We start from the raw sequence: 23,395 nt of genomic DNA, 5'->3' as shown, positions 1-23,395 counted from the left end.
GCAGTGCGAGCAGGGCCGCTGAGCCGGTGTCACCCCGCCGGCCGACCGGGGCGGCGTACGCAGGCCCGCGGGGGTCTGTTCAGTCGATGCGGCGGCAGGGCCCGAGGAGGGAGGACTCCTGCTCCGTGCCCTGCGTCATGACGAACTGCCGGTCCCGCGCCGTGCACCACAGGGTCACGCCGTCGCCCAGCGTCGGCAGCGACTCCACCGTCTGCCGGGGCAGGCCCATCAGGCGGCCGATCTGCTCCGCCTCGTCCGGGGAGACCCGCTGGACGCCGACGAGCGCCGAGTTCTGCAGCAGCCGCGGCGCCGTCGGGCTCAGGTACGGCAGCAGCGTCACCACGGACTGCCAGGGGCCCGCCACCACGCGCCCGCGCGGCGGCCGCATCCCGCAGTCGCGGACCACCAGCACCGGGCTCCCCGCGGAGGCGCCCTGCGGCGGAACCCGGCCCACGTCGTGCAGCGTCACGCACTGCTGCCCGCCGCCGGCCGCCTGCGCCAGCCCGGCCCACGCCTGGGCGCGGCCGGTCTCCACCGCGACGCGGGCCCCGGTGGCCGCGGCGCGCAGCGCGAGCACCTGGGCCGTCCACAGGCCGCCGATCAGCGTCACCTCGTACGGGGTGGGCCGGTTGATGCCGAGCACCGCGGGCCTGCCGTGGGCGTCGACACCGATGACGACGCCGTCGTCGCCGACCGGCAGGGCCAGCGCGTCGAGGTCCGCCACCGGCACGGTGTGCCGTTCGCGGCGCGGGCCGATCAGCCCGAAGCCGCCCCTGGCCGTGCTCTTCATCGCGCGCCTCCCAGCGGCAGCGAGGCCAGCAGCCCCGGCACCTGTTCGCGGTCGAGCCGGACCAGGCCGGTGCGGACGCCGCGGGCGGTGCGCTCCAGTTCCCGGCGTGCGGCGACCAGTTCCTCGTCGCTGCGGCCCGTCACCCGTACGTGGCCGGTGAGGGTGACGCTCTGCCGCTCGCCGGGGGCCATCGTCAGGCTGAAGTTCGTCGCCAGCGCCTGGAGGGAGGTCAGCAGCGCCACGAACTGCGGCAGGGAAGCCGTGCCCGAGCCGCCGAGCTGCGGCCAGCGGCCGATCCAGTACGTGGTGTGGCGCCGGTCGTCGCAGCGCCAGGTGCGGGCCGTCTCCTCGGTGCGCCGGCCGGTGCTCGACGAGCGGCCCGCCTGCGTGATGACCCGGGGGTTGGCGCAGGAGGAGGTGGCCAGGGCCGCCGTCAGCTCCTGCTCGGTGAGCACGGTCGCCCGGAACCCGGCGCCCGCGAGCCGGCTCGCCAGCTGGTCGGCGGCGCGGACCACGCAGCGCTGGGCGCCGGCGAGCCCGCCGCCGCGGGCGGCGACCGCCTCGGGGCACAGCTCCGGGTCGAGCTTGAGCGCGATCCACGTCAGCCGCACCGCCGGGGTGCCGGTCTGGGCCTGGAGCGGGGCGTAGTTGCGGGCGGCGGTCGACTGCGCCGGCAGGTGCGGGGCGGGGGCGGGCTGGGTGTGCTGCACGAGCTGCGCCGACTCCAGCCGGATGCCGTCCACGTCGAGGACGTCCCGGACGAGCGCGAGCGGCAGCGGCCGCTCGCCCCGGTCGGGGCGCAGCGCGGTGGCGTCGGTGTCGACCTGGACGACGGCGGTCAGGAAGGTCCCGTCGCCGACCATGCCGACGGGCCGCCGGTCGCGGTCGCTGAACGTCATGGTCCGCAGCGCCGGGTCGGCCTCGACGAGCGGGGCGAGGCCCGGCTCGGTGCCCGCGGGCACCGTGAACGCGGCGGCGCGCCGGCGCCGGGCCCGCAGGGCGAGGGCGCTGCCGATCCACTCGGGCAGGGAGCGCTGGTGGCGGCGTACGAGCGCCAGCACGGCCAGGACCAGGGCGAGGACGCCCGCGGGCACCAGCAGCAGGGGCTCGACGACCCATGCCACCAGAAGTGCGGCCGCCGCCACCTGGAGCAGGACGAGTTGTTGCAATCGGAACGGGCCGAAACGCCCCGGGGTCGACTGCGGATACGGCGTCACCCCGCTGCGTGCGGGTGCCGGAGCGCCCGTCTGCGGCTGCGTCGCGGTGGCCATCAGTGGCCCACCTCCCCTTTCCGGGCCGAGACCCCCGTGAGTGCCGGGGCCGCGCGCTGCCCGCCGCATGCCTCCGGAACCTCCTCAATCCACCCCAACAGGCCCTGTTTACCCCGGTGCGGAAGGCGCTGAGCGGCTGCCTCACCCTACCCGGCCCCTGCGTGTCCTCGGTCAAGAGGCATAGTAGGTCCCCGGTCCGACCATCAAGGCCCGGGGACCGCAGTCGCCGACCGGGCCGTTCGGGGAGAAGCAGACGGTCATGGCATCACGGCGTGATGAACTCAACGCGTACACCTTTGCGAAGCGGCGGACGGTGGCCGCGTTCCTGCAGCCGTCCGCGACGGGCTCCGAGGAATGCGCCCCCCGTCCGCTGCGGGCGGTCGTGCCCGGCCTGATCGCGGGAGGCGTCATCCTCGCCGGGTTCGGCGCCTGGGGCATGTTCAAGCCGCAGGCGCCGAAGGGCTGGGACGAGCCGGGCACGAAGGTCCTGGTCGGCAAGCAGTCCACGACCCGGTACGTGGTGCTGAAGACGAAGGTGAACGGCAAGGACCAGACCCGCCTGCACCCGGTGCTGAACCTGGCGTCGGCCCGACTCCTGCTGGACCCGCAGAAGTTCAAGGTCCTCCAGGTCGACGACAAGGTCCTGGACGCGGGCAGGCCGCCCCGCGGCCCGATCATCGGCATCCCCTACGCCCCCGACCGGCTCCCGTCGCCGAAGGACGCGGGCAAGGCCAAGCGGTGGGCGGTCTGCCAGGCGCCCGGCGGCAACGGCAAGAGCGTCCAGACGGCGACCTTCGTCCTCGCGGACCGCGAGGCCGGGATCACCGACGACGAGCGCCGCCTGACGGACACGCAGATGCTGTACGTGCAGAGCACCGGCGGGTCCAAGGAGCGGTACCTGGTCGACGCGACGGGCACCAAGTACAAGTTCCCCGAGGGCACGGCCGACGCGGCCAAGATGACGAACGCCCTGGTCGGCACCACCGGCGGCAGCCCGCAGCAGGTCTCCGAGCAGTGGCTGGCCACCCTGAACCCCGGCGACGACCTGGCCTTCCCCCAGCTGCCCGCCACGGCCGGCACGAAGGCCGACGTGCCGGGCCTGGGCACCGCCGACAACAAGGTCGGCATGGTGCTCCGGGCGCAGACCGGCTCCGGCGCGCAGCACTACGTCGTGCTGCCGGGGAAGGTGGCCCCCGTCTCCGACTTCACCGCATGGCTGCTCATCTCGGCGCCCGCGACCGACGCCCTCAACATGCACGGCAAGCCCCGCGAGGTCGACCTGCAGTCCCTGAACCCCGACCCGGGGGTCTTCAAGGGCGAGACGCGCTGGCCGCAGAAGAAGACCGGCCGGATCAACCAGGCGGGCTCCGGCCAGGGCGCCGCCCGCGACACCGTGTGCAACGTGCTGCGCTCGGTCGACGGCCAGGGCGGGCAGACGCTGAGCACCTGGGCGGGCACCGGCTTCCCCGTCGACATCACCGCCAGCGGCACCAGCGCCTACGTCACCCCCGGCTCGGGCCTGCTGTACACGCAGGTGCAGGGCAAGCAGACGACCGCGGGCGGCTCCACGTTCCTGGTCACCGACACCGGGCTGCGCTACGCCGTCCAGGCCAACGGCGACAGCGACGCCGAGAAGTCCGGGATCGGCGCGGCGGACCCGCAGGCGCAGGGCGCCGCCGCGGACGGCCGCCCCGAGGCCAGCCAGGCGCAGATCCGGCTCGGCTACGGCGGCGTGGTGCCGGCGATGGTGCCCATCGCGTGGTCCGAGTTCCTCTCGAAGGGACCCCGCCTGGACACCAACTCGGCCCGTCAGCCGCAGGGTTCGTGAGGAGGCTGCCGATGACCGCCCACCCGTACCGGCGCAGCGCCCTGCTCGCCCCCGCCCTCGCGCTGGCCGGCCTGTGCTGCGCGGCGGGCCCCGCCACGGCCGCCGACACCCCGTCCTCCGCCGGGTCCGCCCCCGTGCTGGGCCTGGCCGGGGCGGGGGAGTGCACGTTCCCGATGAAGAAGCAGATCGCCGACCGGCCCTGGGCCCTGCAGCGGCTGCTGCTCGACGAGCTGTGGGCCCACACCAAGGGCAAGGGCAAGGACGGCAAGCCGGTCCGGGTCGCCGTCATCGACACCGGCGTCGACCGGGTCAACCCGCAGCTCGCAGGGGCCCTCGACGTCGGCGCCGGCAAGGACTTCGTCGACCCCAAGGGCGACGGGACGGCCGACACCGTCGGCCACGGCACCAAGGTGGCCGGGCTGATCGCGGCCCGCCCGCAGAGCGGCACCGGCTTCGTCGGCCTGGCCCCCGAATCGGTCGTCATCCCGATCCGGCAGAACGACGGGCAGGGCAAGGGCAACGCCCTGTCCCTCGCCCAGGCCATCGACCACGCCGTCGCCAAGGGTGCGCACGTCGTCAACATCTCCCAGGACACCGACGCCGCCCTGACCGCCGACTCCGAGCTGGCCAAGGCGGTGCAGCGGGCCCTCGACGCCAAGGTCGTCGTCGTCGCCTCGGCCGGCAACGACGGCATGAGCGGCGAGAAGCGCAAGACCTACCCGGCGGCGTTCCCGGGTGTCCTCGCGGTCGCCTCCTCGGACCGCAACAACGAGCGCGCCGCGTTCTCCCAGCCCGGCGACTTCGTCGGGGTCGCCGCGCCGGGCGTCGACATGGTCTCCACCGTCCCCGGCTTCGGCCAGTGCATCGACAACGGCACGAGCTTCTCCGCGCCGTACGTCGCCGGCGTGGCCGCGCTCCTGAAGGCCAAGCACCCGGACTGGACGCCGCAGGAGATCGTCTGGCAGATCCAGGGCACCGCCGAACGGACCGTCAAGGGCCGCGACGACTACGTGGGTTGGGGCGTCGTCGACCCGGTGCGCGCCCTCACCCAGGACCACGAGCGCCCGAAGGCGCCCGTACCGGACCCGGGGCCTCCGCCGGCGGCAGCACCGCAGCCCGCGGTGCTGCACCTGGCGGAGACGGCGCAGGAGCGCCAGGAGCGCCTCGGCACGTACGCTCTGGGCATCGGCGCCGTGCTGGTCGCCGTGACCGCGGCGACGGCGACCGTCGTGCGCGACGCGCGCAGGCGCCGGGGCCGTTTGCAGTGAACGGTCACAGTTCATCGACAGAAGCAGGCCACCGGTGTTGGGGCTGTGACATGAACTGGCTAGAGTGACACCAGGCTTCACGACTGTGATCGGGGGATCGCGTGAGGCGGAGGGGGATTCCCGGGGCGCGCGGCTCGTATCCGCGCCCGGATCTCCGGCTCCGCCGCCGCGCAGTCCGCCGGTTCTGCCGGCGAATTGAGAAGTGAGGAGCTTCGGATGAGCAACAATTTCGGACTTGCAGACGATCCGATCGTCCAGGCGAAGAACAAGATCGAGACGACGGCCAACGCCGTCACCACCCAGGCCCGTGAACTGGCCGACATCCTCGCCACGGTGAGCGCCGGCTGGACCGGTGTGGGTGCGTCCGGCTTCGTCTCCGCCCAGAAGATGGTCAACGAGGACCACGACGAGATCCGCCGCCTCCTCGGCGTCCTGCACAACGCGGTCGCCCAGACCAAGAACCTCAGCAACGCGCAGGACGACGACGTGCGCGCCGCGTTCAAGGCCGTCCAGGCGTCCGCCGGCCAGGGCGGCAACAGCTCCGGCCTCAACGGCATCTGAGCGGCCCGAGCCGCTCACCCACCAGCCCAGCACAGCGCGAAGGAGAAGAACATGGCCGGCAACGACGGCGCCACCCGGGTCCGGTATGAGAGCGTCCAGGAGATGGCCAACCGCATCCGCGCCATCTCGAAGAAGATCGTCACGGACCTGCAGGAGATGGACCAGGCCCTGAAGGTCGTCACCGACACCTGGGACGGTGTGGCGCACGACGGGTACATCCAGCTCCAGGGCAAGTACAAGGGCAAGGCCGAGCACATGAAGAGCCAGCTCGAGACCGTCGCCCAGCTCATCGAGCGCGGCAAGGGCGACTACCGCGCCACCGACGTGAAGGCCTCGCGCCTGTTCACCGAGGCCTACTGAGCCTCCCGAGCCATCCGGCTCCCTCCGGAGCCACGCGGCTCCCGATCACACGGAAGGGGCGCGCCCGCAGCGGGCGCGCCCCTTCCGCGCTGTCGGCCCGGCCGGCGGCACCGGCCCGCCGACCGGTGTCAGTGCGGCCCTCGGTCGAGGTCGAACTCGCCGTCCCGGGCCCCCAGTACGAAGGCCTCCCACTCGGCGGCCGTGTACCGCAGCACGGTCTCCCGGTCGAGGGAGGACCGCATGGCCACCGCGCCCTCGGGGAGCCGGGCGATCTCGACCCGCTCCTCGTCCGGGCTGGTCCCGGGCGGGCCCTCCCACTCCACGCCGCTGATGTCGAGCGCGTACAGCTCGTCCTTCTCCTGCTGGGTGCCCATTGCGCGGCCTTTCCGTCGGCTCCTCGGCCATCTTCCGCTGCCGATTATCGGTGCCCGCGGCGCCCCCCGGGACCCTTTCCGGCCGATCTTCCCCCGCCGGGACCGCGACGGGGCCGCAACGCACCGGAGCCGGGCCCCGCAGGTGCGGAACCCGGCCCCTGGCGTACGGCAGCGCTACGCCCCCGGCATCCGGCCCAGCTGGACCAGCGAGGTGCCGCGCTTGCGGGAGGAGAAGTACGCCCGCCCCGGCGGCATCGGCCGCGGCCGCACGTTCCCGACCAGGTCGCCCTCGGACGGGTCGCCCGACAGGACCACGCCCTGCGCGCCCAGCTCCTTGATGCGCTGCATGAACGGCTCGTACAGAGAGCGGGAGGCGCCCGCCGAGTTCCGGGCGATGATGAAGCGCACGCCCGTGTCGCGGGCGAACGGCAGGTAGTCCACGAGCGGGGCCAGCGGGTTGCCCTGGCTGGTCGCCACCAGGTCGAAGTCGTCGATGATGATGAACACGTCGGGCCCCGTCCACCAGCTGCGGTCCCGCAGCTGCTGCGGCGTGACGTCGTCCGGCGGCTGCCGGCGCGAGAACACCCCGGCCAGCGCCTCCATGTGCATCTGGAGGGAGCCCGCCATCGGCGCGTACTCCAGCAGGTGCTCCTCCGGCAGCGCCCCCAGCAGGGTGCGCCGGTAGTCGCCGACGACGAGCCGCGCCTGGTCCGGGGTGTACCGCTGCGAGATCTGCTGCGCGATGAGCCGCAGCAGGTTCGTCTTGCCCGACTCGCTCTCGCCGAAGACGAGGAGGAACGGGTCGGTCTCGAAGTCGACGAACACCGGCTCCAGGGCGGTCTCGTCGATGCCGATCGCGATCCCGCGCCCGGGGAACTCCGCGCCGCCCGGCAGCTGGTCCGCGTGCAGCAGCCGCGGCAGCAGCCGCACGCCCGGCGCGGCCTGGCCGGCCCAGTGCTGCTTGACCGCCGAGACGAAGGCCCCCGTGGCGTCCGAGAGGGTCTCCGGATCGTGCGAGCCGTCGATCCGCGGCAGCGCGGCCAGGAAGTGCAGCTTCTCCGGGACCTGGCCGCGGCCGGGCATCCCCGTCGGCACGTTCGCGGCGACCTTACGGTCGAACTCGGAGTCCATGACGTCGCCGAGCCGCAGCTCCAGCCGGCCCAGCATCTGGTCCTTCAGCGCGGCCCGCACCTCCATGTATCGGGCCGCGGTGATGACCACGTGGATGCCGTAGCCCAGGCCGCGCGAGGCGATGTCCGTGACCACCTGCTCCAGGCCCTCGTACTCCCCGCGGAAGCCGCCCCAGCCGTCGATGACGAGGAAGACGTCGCCCCACGGCTCGCCGGGCAGCTCGCCCGCGGCACGCTTGCGCCGGTAGGTGCCGATCGAGTCGATGCCGTGCGCGCGGAAGAACTCCTCCCGGCGGTTGAGGATCCCGCCGACCTCGGCGACCGTGCGCCGCACCCGCTCCGGGTCCAGGCGCGAGGCGATCCCGCCGACGTGCGGCAGCTCCGCCACCGCCGACATGCCGCCGCCGCCGAAGTCGAGACCGTAGAACTGCACCTCGCGGGGCGTGTGCGTCAGCGCGAACGAGGAGATGAGCGTCCGCATCAGGGTCGACTTGCCCGACTGCGGGCCGCCGACGACCATCATGTGGCCCGCCGCACCCGAGAAGTCCCGGTACAGCACCTCGCGCCGCTGCTCGAACGGCTTGTCGATCAGGCCGAGCGGCACGACGAGCCCGCCGGGCCGCGTGTACCCCTCCGCGTGCAGGCCCCGCTCCGCCGACGGCGCGAGCGCCGGCAGCAGCTGGTCCAGCGGCGGGGCCTGGTCCAGCGGCGGCAGCCACACCTGGTGGGCCGGCACGCCCTGCCCCTCCAGCCGGCTCACGATGACGTCCAGCACCGTGTCGGCGAGGGCGTCGTCCTCCCGCTCCGGCTGCTCCGCGAGGTACGCCGGGTCCGGCGCCGCGTACACCACCGGCACCGGGGCCGCCGTGAACAGCGCGGGCCGCCGCTCCACCGGGAACCTGCCCACCGACAGGTCGGGGCCGCCCGAGCGGTAGGTGCCCGAGACGTACGCCGCCTTGAACCGCACCATCTCGTCCGTGCCGAACTTCAGGTAGCCCGATCCGGGCACCGACGGCAGGTGGTAGGCGTCCGGCACGCCGATCGCCGTGCGCGACTCCGCCGCCGAGAAGGTGCGCAGGCCGATGCGGTACGACAGGTACGTGTCCAGCCCGCGCAGCTTGCCCTCCTCCAGGCGCTGCGAGGCCAGCAGCAGGTGCACGCCCAGCGACCGGCCGATGCGGCCGATCTGGATGAACATGTCGATGAAGTCGGGCTTCGCCGTCAGCAGCTCGCTGAACTCGTCGATGACCAGCACCAGCGAGGCCAGCGGCTCCAGCGGGGCACCCGCCGCGCGCGCCTTCTCGTAGTCGTGGATGTTGGCGTAGTTGCCGGCCGCGCGCAGCAGCTCCTGGCGGCGCTGCAGCTCGCCGCGGATCGAGTCGCCCATGCGGTCGACCAGGGTCAGGTCGTCCGCCAGGTTGGTGATGACCGCCGCGACGTGCGGCATCTGGCCCATGCCGGTGAACGTCGCACCGCCCTTGAAGTCCGCGAGGACGAAGTTCAGCGTCTCCGACGTGTGCGTGACCGCCAGGCCCAGCACCAGCGTGCGCAGCAGCTCCGACTTGCCGGAACCGGTCGCGCCGACGCACAGGCCGTGCGGGCCCATGCCCTCCTGCGCGGCCTCCTTCAGGTCCAGCATGACGGGCGCGCCGTCCTCGCCGACACCGATCGGCACGCGCAGCCGCTCGCCGGCCGACCGCGGCCGCCAGGTCCGCGCCACGTCGATGGAGGCGGCGTCGCCCAGGTTCAGCAGGTCGGTGAAGTCCAGGTTCGCCAGCAGCGGTTCGTCGTCGTCCCCGCCGCCGGTGCGCATCGGGGCCAGCTGCCGGGCCAGCGCCTCCGCCGCCGGCAGCGACAGGGTGTCCGGGACGCCCTCGTAGGCGACACCGCCGCCCGACTCCAGCCGCAGCCTCCCCGGCCGCACCACGACCGACAGCCCGCCGCGCGGCTCGTCCAGCTCGCCCGCGACGACCTCGACGATGGTGACGCCCTGCAGGCCCTCGGGCGCGGCGAACGCGGAGTCCGGCGGGACGAGCCCGCCGCGGGAGTCGGCGTCGAGGACGATGACCAGGTGCGGCTGGTCCAGGACGGGGGAGACGTCCCGGCTGAACCGCGGCCGGCCGTCCAGCCGCGGCGCCAGCAGCTGCTCGACCTCGGTGATGTCGTCGCCGAACAGCCGCTTGCTGCCCGCCCCGTCGACCTGCCCGGGGACCTGGGTGTGCGGCAGCCACTTCACCCAGTCCCACGCCTTGACGGCGCCCGGCGCGGCCACCACGGCCACCACCATGTCGTCCGGGGAGTGCAGCGTCGCCAGCTGCGCCACCAGCGCGCGGGCCGTGCTGCGCGCCGACTCGGGCTCGCCGGACACCGTCACGTGGTAGAACGCCCGCATCGAGACCGCCACCGGAAGCCCGTCCAGCGAGGAGTGCACCTTCAGGAAGCGCTGCATCGCGCCCGCCGTCAGCGGCTCCAGCTCGTCCACCGGCGCCGTGTCCGGGGCGACCAGCGGCGTCGCCAGGCGCTGCGCGCCCACCCCCAGCCGGGCCTGCGCGAAGTCCTCGTCGCCCACGCGCCGCTCCCACAGCCGCGAGCCCTCGGCGACCACCGACCACAACTGCTCGGGAGCCGGGTGCAGGTAGAGCTGCGCGTCGCGCTGCAGCCGCCCCGTACGCCGCACCTGACGGCGCGTCTGCGCCAGGTACTTCAGGTAGTCGCGCCGCACATCGGCCATTTGCCCCTGCGTACCGCGCCGGTGGCGCACCAGCTGGGCCACCACCATGGCCACCGTCGACACCAGCATCAGCACGCCCATGATGCGCATGAACGGCGCGGCACCCGGCATGAAGAAGAAGACGACGGACGAGCCCATGCCGAGCATCGGCAGGAGCTGCATCAGCATGCCCTCCTGCTGGCCCCGGGGGAGTTCCGGCGGAGCCTCCAGCCTCAGCTCGTCCGAGGGGACTTCGGGCGGCAGGGACCGCGGCGGGCGTTTGACGACGATCTGACTCACCGGAGCATCAATCCCTCGAAAACGGACGGGACGCTGCTGCCGGCGCCCCAAGTCCCGGGCACGAAGGGGCTCTCCCCCGCGCGACGGTGATCCTACTTGCCGACTGTCGTACGCACTCCCGGTAGGGTGGCCCGCGCAGTATGCGCATCCGCGAATCCGAGAGGGCAGCGGGTCGCTCCCGCTCCGCCAACCAGGGGGTCCCACAGGTGAGTACGGCCGCAACGACGGGCTTCTGCAGGGTCACCGTCGTGGCTCCCGACAGCCGCATCGACGTCGCCCTCCCCGAGGACATAGCCGTCGCCGACGTCTACCCGGAGCTGCTGCGCCTCACCGGCCAGACGCAGCCCGTCGGCGCCCCCACCGGCTTCCACCTCGTCCGCCGCGACGGCACCGTCCTCGACGGCGCCCGCACGCTTGCCGCCCAGCAGGTCCTCGACGGCGAGGTGCTGAGCCTGCGCCCCTTCGCCGAGTCGCTGCCGCCCGCCGTCTTCGACGACGTCTCCGACGCCGTCGCCTCCGCCGTGGTGCGCGACCGCCACCGCTGGCACGACGACATGCTGCGCGGCGCGGGCCTCGCCGGCGCCGCCGTCCTGCTCGTCCTGCTCGGCTTCGTCCTCTGGTACGCCGACCCGGTCCGCCACGACATGCACGGCCTGCCCGGCATCATCGCCGGCGCCGCCGGACTCCTGCTGACCGCCGCGGCCGGCGTCCGCGCGCGGGTCTACGGCGACCGCGGCTCCGCCGTCGCCCTCGGCCTCGGCGCCCTGCCGCACCTGCTGATCGCCGGCTCCGGCATCATCGCCCCCGCCGCCGGCCAGGGCCCCGGCCGCCTGCAGTTCCTGCTCGGCTGCGTCTGCGCCCTCGTCGCCTCCGTCGCCCTGGTCGCCCTCACGCCCAACGGCGACGCCCCGTTCGTCGCGGCGACCTTCCTCGCCGCCACCGGAACCCTCGCCACCTTCGGCGCGATCCTCACCGAGGCCTCGGCCACCGCCACCGCCGCCGTCTGCGCGCCCGTCGCCATCGGCCTCGTCGCCTTCCTGCCCGGCCTCTCCGCCCGCTTCGCCCGCCTGCCCGTCGGCTACGCCGCCCCGCAGAGCGCCGTCGAGGACTACGAGAGCCCCGACCGCCACGACACCGAGCCGTACGGCGACCCCGCCGGCCCCGACCAGGGCGATCCCGCCGCCCCCCTCGACGCCGACGCCATCGCCACCCAGGCCCGCCGCGGCCACGAGATGCTCCTCGGCCTCGTCGGCGGCTGCTCCGCCGTCGTCGTCGGCTCCGCCGTCGTCCTCGGCTTCTCCGACAACACCTGGGGCCGCCTCCTTGCCCTGGCCGCCGGACTCGCCATGCTGCTGCGCGCCCGACTCTTCCGCTACACCTCCCAGGTGGTGTGCGCCCTCGCCGCCGGCCTCGCCGCCGTCTCCCTGCTGGTCCTCGGCACGGCCCTCAACCCGCCGGCCGACCTCGTCATGGAGCTCACCCGCTTCCACGACCGCGGCGGCCTGGACCTCCGTACCATCTGGCTGTCGGCCGCGGTCGCCGCCGGCGCGGCCCTCCTCGCCGGAATTGCACTGGTCATCCCCCGCAAGGGTCTGTCACCCTTCTGGGGGCGCACGCTGGACCTCACCGAGGCCGCCGTCCTGCTCAGCCTGCTCCCGCTGGCCCTGGCCGTCCTGGACGTCTACGCCCGGGCCCGCTCGCTCACCAGCTGAGACCGGCCCGGACGGCACCTGGTACGCTGTGTGACGGCCGTTTGTGTACGCGTCCGCCGGATCCCCCGGGATCTGCGGACTGCGCCCAGCGGACCCCGCCTCCCGAGTTACGGAAGATCCCCAGAGACTACGACCTGGGGCACTCGGTGGCCACGAAAACCAAGGAGAACGCGTGCCGCTCGACGCCGCTACGAAGAAGCAGATCATCGCTGAGTTTGGTACCAAGGAGGGCGACACCGGCTCCCCCGAGGTCCAGGTGGCGATGCTCTCGAAGCGCATCTCGGACCTCACCGAGCACCTGAAGTCCCACAAGCACGACCACCACTCCCGCCGTGGTCTGCTGATCCTGGTCGGCCAGCGCCGCCGCCTGCTGCAGTACCTGGCCAAGAAGGACATCCAGCGCTTCCGTACGCTGGTCGACCGCCTCGGCATCCGCCGCGGTGCGGCCGGCGCCAAGTAAGTCGCTGTGAGGGGAGCGGTTCCCGCCTTTCGGGGGACCGCTCCCTTTGCTGTACGCGCCGCTGTACGTGCGCGCCGTACCGGACGCTTTGTAGTCTGGAGACAGCCGCTCAGTGCACCTGCGCACAACTGAAGAGGAGGAGCGCCCTCCCACGCCGCCGGTCCTCGGTAGTGGTACCCGGAACGCCCGCCGGGCGCCGAACCGGGTACTTCGATCGAAGACCGGCCCGCACGCAAGGAGCGCTTCTCCACCACCGTCCGCAGCCACACGGGCCCCGGACGGAGACGACGAAAATGGAGAAAACGCTAGTGGAGAACGAGACCCACTACGCCGAGGCCGTCATCGACAACGGCACCTTCGGCACCCGCACCATCCGCTTCGAGACGGGCCGCCTGGCCCGCCAGGCCGCCGGCTCCGCCGTCGCCTACCTGGACGACGACACGATGGTGCTGTCCGCCACCACCGCGTCGAAGAAGCCCAAGGACCAGCTCGACTTCTTCCCCCTCACGGTGGACGTCGAGGAGCGCCAGTACGCGGCCGGCAAGATCCCCGGCTCCTTCTTCCGCCGCGAGGGCCGCCCCTCCGAGGACGCGATCCTCACCTGCCGCCTGATCGACCGCCCGCTGCGCCCGTCCTTCAAGAAGGGCCTGCGCAACGAGATCCAGGTCGTCGCCACGATCATGGCGCTCAACCCGGACCACCTCTACGACGTCGTCGCGATCAACGCCGCGTCCGCGTCGACCCAGCTGGCCGGCCTGCCCTTCTCCGGCCCCATCGGCGGCGTCCGCGTCGCGCTGATCAAGGGCCAGTGGGTCGCGTTCCCGACCCACAGCGAGCTTGAGGACGCCGTCTTCGACATGGTCGTCGCGGGCCGCGTCCTGGAGGACGGCGACGTCGCGATCATGATGGTCGAGGCCGAGGCCACCGAGAAGACCATCGCGCTGGTCAAGGGCGGCGCCGAGGCGCCGACCGAGGAGGTCGTCGCGGCCGGCCTGGAGGCCGCCAAGCCGTTCATCAAGACCCTCTGCAAGGCCCAGGCCGACCTCGCCGCCAAGGCCGCCAAGCCCGAGGGCGAGTTCCCGGTCTTCCTGGACTACCAGGACGACGTGTACGAGGCCCTCTCGGCCGCGGTCAAGGGCGAGCTCGCCCAGGCTCTGACCATCGCGGGCAAGCAGGACCGCGAGGCCGAGCTGGACCGCGTCAAGGAGCTCGCCGCCGAGAAGCTCCTCCCGGCCTTCGAAGGCCGCGAGAAGGAGATCTCCGCCGCGTACCGCAGCCTGACCAAGGCCCTGGTGCGCGAGCGCGTCATCAAGGACAAGGTCCGCATCGACGGCCGCGGCATCACGGACATCCGCACCCTGGCCGCCGAGGTCGAGGCCATCCCGCGGGTGCACGGCTCGGCGCTGTTCGAGCGTGGCGAGACCCAGATCCTGGGCGTCACCACCCTCAACATGCTCCGCATGGAGCAGCAGCTGGACACCCTCTCCCCGGTGACCCGCAAGCGCTACATGCACAACTACAACTTCCCGCCGTACTCCGTCGGCGAGACCGGCCGCGTCGGTTCGCCGAAGCGCCGCGAGATCGGCCACGGCGCGCTCGCCGAGCGCGCGATCGTGCCGGTTCTCCCGACCCGCGAGGAGTTCCCCTACGCGATCCGCCAGGTCTCCGAGGCCCTCGGCTCCAACGGCTCGACGTCGATGGGCTCGGTCTGCGCCTCCACCATGTCGCTGCTGAACGCCGGTGTGCCGCTGAAGGCCCCCGTCGCCGGCATCGCCATGGGCCTGATCTCGCAGGAGATCGACGGCAAGACGCACTACGTCGCCCTCACCGACATCCTCGGTGCCGAGGACGCCTTCGGCGACATGGACTTCAAGGTCGCCGGCACCAAGGAGTTCGTCACCGCCCTCCAGCTCGACACCAAGCTGGACGGCATCCCGGCCTCCGTCCTGGCCGCGGCCCTCAAGCAGGCCCGCGACGCCCGCCTCCACATCCTCGACGTGATGATGGAAGCGATCGACACGCCGGACGAGATGTCCCCCAACGCCCCGCGGATCATCACCGTCAAGATCCCCGTGGACAAGATCGGCGAGGTCATCGGCCCCAAGGGCAAGATGATCAACCAGATCCAGGAGGACACCGGCGCCGAGATCACGATCGAGGACGACGGCACCATCTACATCGGTGCCGCCGACGGCCCGGCCGCCGAGGCCGCCCGCGCCACGATCAACGGCATCGCCAACCCGACCATGCCGGAGGTCGGCGAGCGCTACCTGGGCACGGTCGTCAAGACCACGACCTTCGGTGCCTTCGTCTCCCTGCTCCCGGGCAAGGACGGCCTGCTGCACATCTCGCAGATCCGCAAGCTCGCCGGCGGCAAGCGCGTGGAGAACGTCGAGGACGTGCTCGCGGTCGGCGCCAAGGTCCAGGTCGAGATCGCCGAGATCGACCAGCGCGGCAAGCTCTCCCTGATCCCCGTGATCGAGGGTGAGGACGCCGCCGACGACGCCGACAAGGACGACTCCGACAAGTGACGTCGCGTAGTTCCCGTGTGACGGCCCGCCCCTCCTCCGAGGGGCGGGCCGTCGCCCGTACCCAAACCCTCCTCAAGGGCGACAACGGCATCGGCACCGTCCGGCGCACCGTCCTGCCCGGCGGACTGCGCATCGTCACCGAGACGCTGCCCTCCGTCCGCTCCGCCACCTTCGGCATCTGGGCGCACGTCGGCTCGCGCGACGAGACGCCCGCCCTGAACGGCGCCACCCACTACCTGGAGCACCTCCTCTTCAAGGGCACCCGCAAGCGGACCGCCCTCGACATCTCCTCCGCGATCGACGCGGTCGGCGGGGAGATGAACGCCTTCACGGCGAAGGAGTACACCTGCTACTACGCACGGGTGCTCGACACCGACCTGCCGCTGGCCATCGACGTCGTCTGCGACATGCTGACCGGCTCGCTGATCCGCGAGGAGGACGTCGACGCCGAGCGCGGCGTGATCCTCGAAGAGATCGCCATGACCGAGGACGACCCGGGCGACTGCGTGCACGACCTGTTCGCGCACACCATGTACGGGGACACCCCGCTCGGCCGCCCCGTCCTCGGCACCGTCGACACGATCAACGCCCTCGGCGCGGACCGGATCCGCCGCTTCTACAGGAAGCACTACGACCCCACCCACCTGGTGGTGGCCGCGGCGGGCAACGTCGACCACAACAAGGTCGTCCGCCAGGTCCGTGCCGCCTTCGAGAAGGCCGGGGCCCTCGGACGGACCGACGCCGAGCCGATCGGCCCGCGCGGCGGCGCCCGCCGGATCCGCACCGCCGGCCGCGTCGACCTCGTCGCCCGCAAGACCGAGCAGGCCCACGTCGTCCTCGGCATGCCGGGCCTCGCCCGCACCGACGAGCGCCGCTGGGCGCTCGGCGTGCTCAACACCGCCCTCGGCGGCGGCATGTCCTCCCGCCTCTTCCAGGAGGTCCGGGAGAAGCGCGGCCTGGCCTACAGCGTGTACTCGTACACCTCCGGCTTCGCCGACAGCGGCCTCTTCGGCGTGTACGCCGGCTGCCGGCCCAGCCAGGTCCACGACGTGCTGGGGATCTGCCGCGCCGAGCTCGACAAGGTCGTCGCGGAGGGGCTCACGGACGAGGAGATCAAGCGGGCCGTCGGCCAGCTGTCCGGCTCCACCGTCCTCGGCCTGGAGGACACCGGCGCCATCATGAACAGGATCGGCAAGAGCGAGCTGTGCTGGGGCGACCAGATGTCGGTCGACGAGATGCTGGCCCGGATCGCCGCCGTGACGCCGGACGACGTGCGCGCCGTCGCACAGGATGTCCTGGCCCAGCGGCCGTCGCTCGCGGTGATAGGGCCGCTGAAGGAGAAGCAGGCCGCCCGCCTCGACGAAGCGGTGGCCTGAGACGTGCGCGGCGGGGACGCCGGCCCGCAGCAGCCCCGCCCGGGGCGGCTGCGGGCCGGCACCCCGCCCGCAGCCACGGCGGCCCGGCCGCCACGACCAGGGGAAGCGAAGGAAGCACGCATGAGCAGCAAGCTGCGGGTCGCCGTACTCGGCGCACAGGGCCGCATCGGGTCCGAGGCCGTCCGCGCCGTCGAGGCCGCCGAGGACATGGAACTGGTCGCCGCCCTCACCCGGGGCGACAAGCTGGAGACGCTGGCCGAGACGGGCGCCCAGGTCGCCGTCGAGCTGACCACCCCGGCCTCCGTCATGGGCAACCTCGACTTCTGCATCCGCCACGGCATCCACGCCGTCGTCGGCACCACCGGCTGGACCGACGACCGCCTCGCCCAGCTGCGCGGCTGGCTCGCCGGCTCGCCCGAGACCGGCGTCCTCATCGCCCCGAACTTCTCCATCGGCGCCGTCCTGACCATGAAGTTCGCCGCCCAGGCCGCCCGCTACTTCGAATCCGTCGAGGTTGTCGAGCTGCACCACCCGAACAAGGTCGACGCCCCCTCCGGCACGGCCACCCGGACGGCCCAGCTCATCGCGGCCGCCCGCGCCGAGGCCGGCTGCGCCCCGCAGCCGGACGCCACCGCCACCGCCCTGGACGGGGCGCGCGGCGCGGACGTCGACGGCGTCCCGGTGCACGCCATCCGGCTGCGCGGGCTCCTCGCCCACCAGGAGGTGCTCCTCGGCGGCGAGGGCGAGACCCTCACCATCCGCCACGACTCCCTGCACCACAGCAGCTTCATGCCGGGCATCCTGCTCGGCGCGCGGCGCGTGGCGACCACCCCGGGCCTGACCTTCGGCCTGGAAAACTTCCTCGACCTCGGCTGACGAGCAGGCAACACCCATGCGCGCGAAGATCACCTACATCGTCACGGCCGCCGTACTGGCCGTCTACTTCGTCCTGGTCGGCAGCCGGGGCCTGCTGCTGATCCGGCAGGGCACCTGGCTGACCGTCGCCTTCGGCACGGCCGTGCTCGTCCTGCCCGTCATCGGCGTGTGGTTCCTGTGGATGAACACCCGCTTCGTGACCCGGGCCAACCGGCTCGCGGCCGAGTTGGAGGCCGAGGGCGGCCTGCCGGTGGACGAGTTGGAGCGGGACGAGTACGGGCGGATCCGGCGTGACTCCGCGGACGAGGTCTTCGCGCGCCGCAAGGCCGAGACGGAGGACGAGCCGGGGGACTGGCGCAACTGGTTCCGCCTCGCGGTCGCCTACCACGACGCCCGCGACACCCCGCGGGCCCGCAAGGCCATGCAGCGGGCCATCGCCCTGCACGACAGGAAGCCCATGGGGGCACCTCCCAGCGCCAGCCGGGGGAGGGCCTGACCCGTACGGGCTCCGGTCCGGTGCGCGGGGCGGCTCAGGCCGGCACGGCCCGGGACTCGTCCGCCCAGGCGGCGACCAGGTCCGCGGCCCGGTCGAAGGCCTCGCCGCGGGAGAGGAAGTCCGCGTTCCGGTCGGTCGCCAGGACCATGGCGGCGCCGTCCCGCACGGCCGCCGTCAGCGCCTGGCCCTGCACCGTCCGCGGCAGCCCCAGCCAGCGCACGGGCTGCTGCACCGTCCGGATCTCCGTGACGTCCCCCCAGGCGAGGGTGCGCGTCGTGAGGAGTCCGACCCGGCGCAGCCCGGTCCGGCTCACCCAGACGCCGGCCCTCAGGATCCGCAGGGCGAGCGCGATCACGCTGAGCGCAGCCGCCAGGCACACGGCGGCCCCGCCCCAGGTCCCCGCGAACGCGATGATCATCGTGGCGAGCAGCATGAACGCCGACAGCAGGAGCAGCACCGCCGAGCCGGCCACCCGCCAGGGCCCGGGCCGGTAGGGCCGCCGCCAGCGGTCGCGGTCGTCGTGCGCGAGGGGGCCGTCGTGGGCGTCGTCTTGCGCGTCGAACGCGCCGTCGGCCGTCAGGAAGGGCAGGGGCACGGCGGGACCTCACTCACATGCACGTTCGGGTTGGGCTTGTCCGTGAGGCTACCGCCCCGCGGAGGACCCGGACTGCTGCGACGTGGCGGACGCGTGCTCCGGCCGGAGCGCCTCGACGCCCAGCAGCAGCGAGGCGAGGAGCCCGGCCGCCAACGCCAGCCCGACCAGGCCGCGGGCAGCCCTCTGGGTCCTGCCCGGGGCCTCGCGGGGCGGCGGGGTGACGTTGCTGCGGAACCGGTCGGCCTCGGCCACGAAGGCGAACGGTACGGGCTCGCGCCGGCGGGGCATCGGAACTCTCCTGGCGGTCGAAGGGCGGCTGCGGGGGGCGGAGCGGGGGCGGCTCACACGGATAGACGTGCGAACCGCCCGTTTGGTGCCCGGATTTCGGGACATCTCGCGGATTCCCCCGACCGTCGGCGGCCGTCCGTGCGGCGAGCCCGCCGCACGGCGTGTGCGCAGGGGCCCGCGGGGAGCGCCGTAGAGTGGGCGCGCCCCCCTGTGAGTCGTCCGGAAGGATCCCCGGTGAGCGAGAGCGCCGCCCCCGTCCCCAAGCCCAGCTTCCGCAGTGATGTGACGGTCGAGCTGGTCAAGCACTCCGCCGCGGACACGGACGTGCTGTGGGCCGCCCGTGTCTCGACGGCCGGCGAGCAGTCCCTCGACGAGCTGCAGAAGGACCCGGAGCGCTCCAAGGGGCTCATCAACTACCTGATGCGCGACCGCCACGGCAGCCCCTTCGAGCACAACTCGATGACGTTCTTCATCAGCGCCCCGATCTTCGTCTTCCGCGAGTTCATGCGGCACCGCGTGGGCTGGTCCTACAACGAGGAGTCGGGCCGCTACCGCGAGCTCCAGCCGGTCTTCTACGTGCCGGACGCCGAGCGGAAGCTGGTGCAGGAGGGCCGTCCGGGCAAGTACGTGTTCGTCGAGGGCACCGAGGAGCAGCTGGCGCTGACGGGCCGGGTGATGGAGGAGTCGTACCGCCAGGCCTACGAGGCGTACCAGGAGATGCTGGCCGCGGGCGTGGCCCGCGAGGTCGCCCGTTCGGTCCTGCCGGTCGGCCTGTTCTCGTCGATGTACGCCACGTGCAACGCGCGCTCCCTGATGCACTTCCTGGGCCTGCGCACGCAGCACGAGCAGGCGGCCGTGCCGTCGTTCCCGCAGCGGGAGATCGAGATGGTCGGCGAGAAGATGGAGCAGCACTGGGCCGCCCTGATGCCGTTGACGTACGCCGCGTTCAACGCCAACGGGCGGGTCGCCCCGTAGCGGAGCCGCCCCTGCAACAGGGCGAATGGGCAGATACGCACACATGTTCCAGCCCAAGTCCGAAGTGTCCGTATTGCGACGTTTCGGAAAGTTCATCTAGGCTGATCAAACGGACCCGGCACTGCTTGAACCCCCGAGCAGGCAGTGCCGGGCTCCTCCACGCACCTCCCGGCCGCCGCCGGGAGGCGCGCAACCCTTCACGTCCCCCGAGGGGACACCGCGACCATGGCAGCGAGTAGCGTGTTACCCATGGCTCCGATCTCGACTCCGCAGACCCCCTTCGGGCGGGTCCTCACCGCCATGATCACGCCGTTCACGGCCGATGGCGCACTCGACCTCGACGGCGCGCAGCAGCTCGCCGTCCACCTGGTGGACGCAGGCAACGACGGCCTCGTCGTCAACGGGACCACCGGCGAGTCCCCGACCACCACCGATGCGGAGAAAAACGACCTCGTACGAGCCGTCCTGGAGGCCGTCGGAGATCGGGCCCACGTCGTCGCCGGCATCGGCACCAACGACACCCGCCACACCCTGGAGCTCGCCCGCCAGGCCGAGCGCACCGGAGCCCACGGCCTGCTGGCCGTGACCCCCTACTACAACAAGCCGCCGCAGGAGGGCCTCTACCGGCACTTCACGGCCATCGCCGACGCCACCGGCCTCCCGGTGATGCTCTACGACATCCCCGGCCGCACCGGCGTCCCCATCGACACCGAGACCCTGGTGCGCCTGGCCGAGCACCCCCGCATCGTCGCCAACAAGGACGCCAAGGGAGACCTGGCCGCAGCCAGCTGGGCCATCGCCCGCAGCGGCCTCGCCTGGTACTCCGGCGACGACATGCTGAACCTGCCGCTCCTCTCGGTGGGCGCCGCCGGCTTCGTCTCCGTAGTCGGCCACGTCGTCGCCCCCGAGCTGCGGGCCATGCTGGAGGCCCACACCGCGGGCGACGTCCAGAAGGCGACGGAGATCCACCAGAAGCTGCTCCCCGTCTACACCGGCATGTTCCGCACCCAGGGTGTGATCACCACCAAGGGCGCGCTGAACCTCCGGGGACTGCCGGCCGGCCCGCTGCGGCTCCCGCTGGTCGAGCTGACCGCGGAGGAGACGGCCCGGCTCAAGATCGATCTTGCCGCCGGCGGGGTACAGCTCTGACAACGGACTTCACAACTGAATAGCAAGACCGAGAACACAGACACAGACACATGCACGTGCACGCTTGCACGACTGACATGCCCGCCACGCGCCTGACGAGACGGCCCGTGGCGTGCGTGGTGAGGAGAGACTTTTGAGCCATCCGCACCCCGAGCTCGGCCCGCCGCCGAAGCTTCCCCAGGGCGGCCTGCGCGTCACCCCGCTGGGCGGCCTCGGCGAGATCGGCCGCAACATGACCGTCTTCGAGTTCGACGGCCGACTGCTGATCGTCGACTGCGGCGTGCTCTTCCCCGAGGAGGAGCAGCCGGGCATCGACCTGATCCTGCCGGACTTCTCGTCCATCCGGGACCGCCTGGACGACATCGAGGGCATCGTCCTCACGCACGGCCACGAGGACCACATCGGCGCGGTGCCCTACCTCCTGCGGGAGAAGCCGGACATCCCGCTGATCGGTTCGAAGCTGACGCTCGCGCTGATCGAGGCGAAGCTCCAGGAGCACCGCATCCGTCCCTACACCCTTGAGGTGAAGGAGGGGGACCGGGAGAACCTGGGCGTCTTCGACTGCGAGTTCATCGCGGTGAACCACTCCATCCCGGACGCGCTGGCCGTCGCCATCCGCACGCCCGCGGGCCTGGTCGTCGCCACCGGCGACTTCAAGATGGACCAGCTCCCGATGGACAACCGGCTGACCGACCTGCACGCGTTCGCGCGGCTGAGCGAGGAGGGCATCGACCTCCTCCTGTCGGACTCGACGAACGCCGAGGTCCCGGGCTTCGTCCCGCCGGAGCGCGACATCTCGAACGTGATCCGCGGCGTCTTCGCGGGCGCACAGCGGCGGATCATCGTGGCGAGCTTCGCGAGCCACGTCCACCGCATCCAGCAGGTCCTGGACGCGGCGCACGAGTACGGCCGCCGCGTCGCGTTCGTGGGCCGCTCGATGGTCCGCAACATGGGCATCGCCCGCGACCTGGGCTACCTGCGCGTCCCGCAGGGCCTCGTCGTGGACGTCAAGACGCTGGACGACCTGCCGGACGACGAGGTCGTGCTCGTCTGTACGGGCTCGCAGGGCGAGCCGATGGCGGCCCTGTCCCGCATGGCGAACCGCGACCACCAGATCCGGATCGTCCCCGGCGACACGGTGATCCTCGCGTCGTCCCTGATCCCCGGCAACGAGAACGCGGTCTACCGCGTGATCAACGGCCTGACCCGCTGGGGCGCCAACGTCGTGCACAAGGGCAACGCCAAGGTGCACGTCTCGGGCCACGCCTCCGCCGGCGAGCTGCTGTACTTCTACAACATCTGCAAGCCGAAGAACCTCATGCCGGTCCACGGCGAGTGGCGCCACCTGCGCGCCAACGCCGAGCTCGGCGCGATGACGGGCGTCCCGAAGGACCGCATCGTCATCGCCGAGGACGGCGTGGTCGTCGACTTGGTCGACGGCAAGGCCCGGATCTCCGGCAAGGTCCAGGCGGGCTACGTGTACGTGGACGGCCTCTCGGTCGGCGACGTCACGGAGACCTCCCTCAAGGACCGCCGCATCCTCGGCGAAGAGGGCATCATCTCGGTGTACGTCGTGGTGGACAGCACCACGGGCAAGGTCGTGAGCGGCCCGAACATCCAGGCCCGCGGCTCCGGCATCGAGGACTCCGCGTTCACCGCGGTGCTCCCGAAGATCGAGGAGGCCATCGCGCGCGCCGCCGCCGACGGCGTCGCCGAGCCGCACCAGATCCAGCAGCTCATCCGCCGCACGGTCGGCAAGTGGGTCTCGGACGGCTACCGCCGCCGGCCGATGATCCTCCCGGTCGTCGTCGAGGTCTGACGCCCGGACCAGCACAATCACCGGAGCGGGGCAACCGATTTGCATCGGGGGCCCCGCTCCAGTACGTTTACGGCTCCACCCCGCACCGAACCGCGGCACATACATGTGCCCGGACGGGTACGCGGGCGGGTGGGAATCAGCACCGGGGAAACCTGATAAAGTCTGACCCGCCCGAAAGGGAAAGGCCCTCCAGCGGCCACCGAATTCGAATCCGATCCGGAAAACGGCGCGGAATTGATCTGGTAAGGTTGGAACCGCCGGAAAGGGAAAGCGCGAAAGCGAAAACCCCGGAAGGCGGAGCGCGAAAGACTCTGATAGAGTCGGAAACGCAAGAAAGAAGAACGAAAGCCCCGAGGAAAGCCCCAGTAAGTGTTACTGCGGGTGAGTACAAAGGAAGCGTCCGTTCCTTGAGAACTCAACAGCGTGCCAAAAATCAACGCCAGAAGTTGATACCCCGTCCACTCCGGTGGATGAGGTTCCTTTGAAAAAGACCTGTGAGGCTTCCTCTGGAAGTGCTTGCAGGCAA

19 protein-coding genes are annotated in these 23,395 nt (G+C 72.2%); 13 read left to right on the top strand and 6 right to left on the bottom strand.

Annotation, left to right across the window (positions count from 1 at the left end; translation table 11 throughout):
* Positions 1-79: 79 nt before the first annotated feature.
* Entirely contained in the window at positions 80-790 is a 711-nt protein-coding gene (locus MUK52_RS08180) for a hypothetical protein (protein WP_114054442.1), read from the bottom strand.
* Entirely contained in the window at positions 787-2,061 is a 1,275-nt protein-coding gene (gene eccE, locus MUK52_RS08175) for a type VII secretion protein EccE (protein WP_284575351.1), read from the bottom strand. The genes MUK52_RS08180 and eccE overlap by 4 nt, the downstream gene beginning before the upstream one ends.
* Before the next feature lie 259 nt (positions 2,062-2,320).
* Between eccE and eccB the strand changes: the two genes are divergently transcribed.
* From eccB to MUK52_RS08155, 4 genes are all read left to right on the top strand, one after another.
* Positions 2,321-3,889, top strand: coding sequence for a type VII secretion protein EccB (gene eccB, locus MUK52_RS08170; RefSeq protein WP_284575349.1), 1,569 nt, complete (start codon positions 2,321-2,323; stop codon positions 3,887-3,889).
* Between the two features lie 11 nt (positions 3,890-3,900).
* Positions 3,901-5,157 carry a type VII secretion-associated serine protease mycosin gene (mycP, locus tag MUK52_RS08165; RefSeq protein WP_284575348.1) on the top strand — a complete coding sequence of 419 codons (1,257 nt, stop codon included), beginning with the start codon at positions 3,901-3,903 and terminating at the stop codon, positions 5,155-5,157.
* A 216-nt stretch (positions 5,158-5,373) separates the two neighbouring features.
* The gene (locus MUK52_RS08160; RefSeq protein WP_114054445.1) at positions 5,374-5,718 is read left to right on the top strand and encodes a WXG100 family type VII secretion target; all 345 of its coding nucleotides are present in this window, start codon (positions 5,374-5,376) and stop codon (positions 5,716-5,718) included.
* A gap of 51 nt (positions 5,719-5,769) precedes the next feature.
* A complete protein-coding gene (locus MUK52_RS08155) occupies positions 5,770-6,078 on the top strand; it encodes a WXG100 family type VII secretion target (RefSeq protein WP_114054446.1) in 309 nt (102 codons plus the stop codon).
* A gap of 128 nt (positions 6,079-6,206) precedes the next feature.
* Here the strand turns inward: MUK52_RS08155 and MUK52_RS08150 are convergent, their stop codons facing one another.
* Both MUK52_RS08150 and eccCa read right to left on the bottom strand, forming a co-directional pair.
* Positions 6,207-6,452: a DUF397 domain-containing protein gene (locus MUK52_RS08150; RefSeq protein ID WP_114054447.1), complete on the bottom strand. Its 246-nt coding sequence runs from the start codon at positions 6,450-6,452 to the stop codon at positions 6,207-6,209.
* A gap of 174 nt (positions 6,453-6,626) precedes the next feature.
* Positions 6,627-10,592, bottom strand: coding sequence for a type VII secretion protein EccCa (gene eccCa / locus MUK52_RS08145; RefSeq protein WP_284575347.1), 3,966 nt, complete (start codon positions 10,590-10,592; stop codon positions 6,627-6,629).
* Between the two features lie 206 nt (positions 10,593-10,798).
* Between eccCa and eccD the strand changes: the two genes are divergently transcribed.
* The 6 genes from eccD (at position 10,799) to MUK52_RS08115 (ending at position 18,043) form a co-directional block, all read left to right on the top strand.
* A complete protein-coding gene (eccD, locus tag MUK52_RS08140; RefSeq protein ID WP_114054449.1) occupies positions 10,799-12,304 on the top strand; it encodes a type VII secretion integral membrane protein EccD in 1,506 nt (501 codons plus the stop codon).
* 172 nt (positions 12,305-12,476) lie between these two features.
* A complete protein-coding gene (rpsO, locus tag MUK52_RS08135) occupies positions 12,477-12,764 on the top strand; it encodes a 30S ribosomal protein S15 (protein WP_114054450.1) in 288 nt (95 codons plus the stop codon).
* Positions 12,765-13,072: 308 nt separating this feature from the next.
* On the top strand, positions 13,073-15,295 hold the full coding sequence (locus MUK52_RS08130) for a polyribonucleotide nucleotidyltransferase (RefSeq protein WP_114054451.1): 2,223 nt from the start codon (positions 13,073-13,075) through the stop codon (positions 15,293-15,295).
* Complete coding sequence (locus tag MUK52_RS08125) at positions 15,292-16,671, top strand: M16 family metallopeptidase (RefSeq protein ID WP_114054452.1); 1,380 nt, start codon at positions 15,292-15,294, stop codon at positions 16,669-16,671. The genes MUK52_RS08130 and MUK52_RS08125 overlap by 4 nt, the downstream gene beginning before the upstream one ends.
* A gap of 120 nt (positions 16,672-16,791) precedes the next feature.
* Complete coding sequence (gene dapB / locus MUK52_RS08120; protein WP_114054453.1) at positions 16,792-17,547, top strand: 4-hydroxy-tetrahydrodipicolinate reductase; 756 nt, start codon at positions 16,792-16,794, stop codon at positions 17,545-17,547.
* A gap of 16 nt (positions 17,548-17,563) precedes the next feature.
* The gene (locus MUK52_RS08115; protein WP_114054454.1) at positions 17,564-18,043 is read left to right on the top strand and encodes a tetratricopeptide repeat protein; all 480 of its coding nucleotides are present in this window, start codon (positions 17,564-17,566) and stop codon (positions 18,041-18,043) included.
* Between the two features lie 34 nt (positions 18,044-18,077).
* Here MUK52_RS08115 and MUK52_RS08110 read toward each other — a convergent pair whose 3' ends face one another.
* The gene (locus MUK52_RS08110) at positions 18,078-18,638 is read right to left on the bottom strand and encodes an SCO5741 family PH domain-containing membrane protein (RefSeq protein WP_114054455.1); all 561 of its coding nucleotides are present in this window, start codon (positions 18,636-18,638) and stop codon (positions 18,078-18,080) included.
* A gap of 48 nt (positions 18,639-18,686) precedes the next feature.
* Positions 18,687-18,926, bottom strand: a complete 240-nt coding sequence (locus MUK52_RS08105; RefSeq protein ID WP_284575341.1) for a hypothetical protein — start codon at positions 18,924-18,926, stop codon at positions 18,687-18,689.
* Between the two features lie 234 nt (positions 18,927-19,160).
* On the opposite strand from MUK52_RS08105, the gene thyX reads away from it, so the two are divergent.
* From thyX to MUK52_RS08090, 3 genes are all read left to right on the top strand, one after another.
* Positions 19,161-19,901, top strand: coding sequence for an FAD-dependent thymidylate synthase (gene thyX, locus MUK52_RS08100; protein WP_114054457.1), 741 nt, complete (start codon positions 19,161-19,163; stop codon positions 19,899-19,901).
* Positions 19,902-20,150: 249 nt separating this feature from the next.
* On the top strand, positions 20,151-21,050 hold the full coding sequence (dapA, locus tag MUK52_RS08095; protein ID WP_114054458.1) for a 4-hydroxy-tetrahydrodipicolinate synthase: 900 nt from the start codon (positions 20,151-20,153) through the stop codon (positions 21,048-21,050).
* A gap of 133 nt (positions 21,051-21,183) precedes the next feature.
* Positions 21,184-22,869 (top strand): ribonuclease J, encoded by a 1,686-nt coding sequence (locus MUK52_RS08090; protein ID WP_284575339.1) that lies wholly within the window; start codon positions 21,184-21,186, stop codon positions 22,867-22,869.
* Positions 22,870-23,395 lie beyond the last annotated feature (526 nt).

Origin of the sequence: Streptomyces sp. 2P-4, assembly GCF_030167965.1 — a bacterium.
GTDB lineage: Bacteria > Actinomycetota > Actinomycetes > Streptomycetales > Streptomycetaceae > Streptomyces > Streptomyces globosus_A.
The sequence above is the reverse complement of the archived record's forward strand: the minus strand, read 5'-3'. Positions and strand labels throughout refer to the sequence as shown.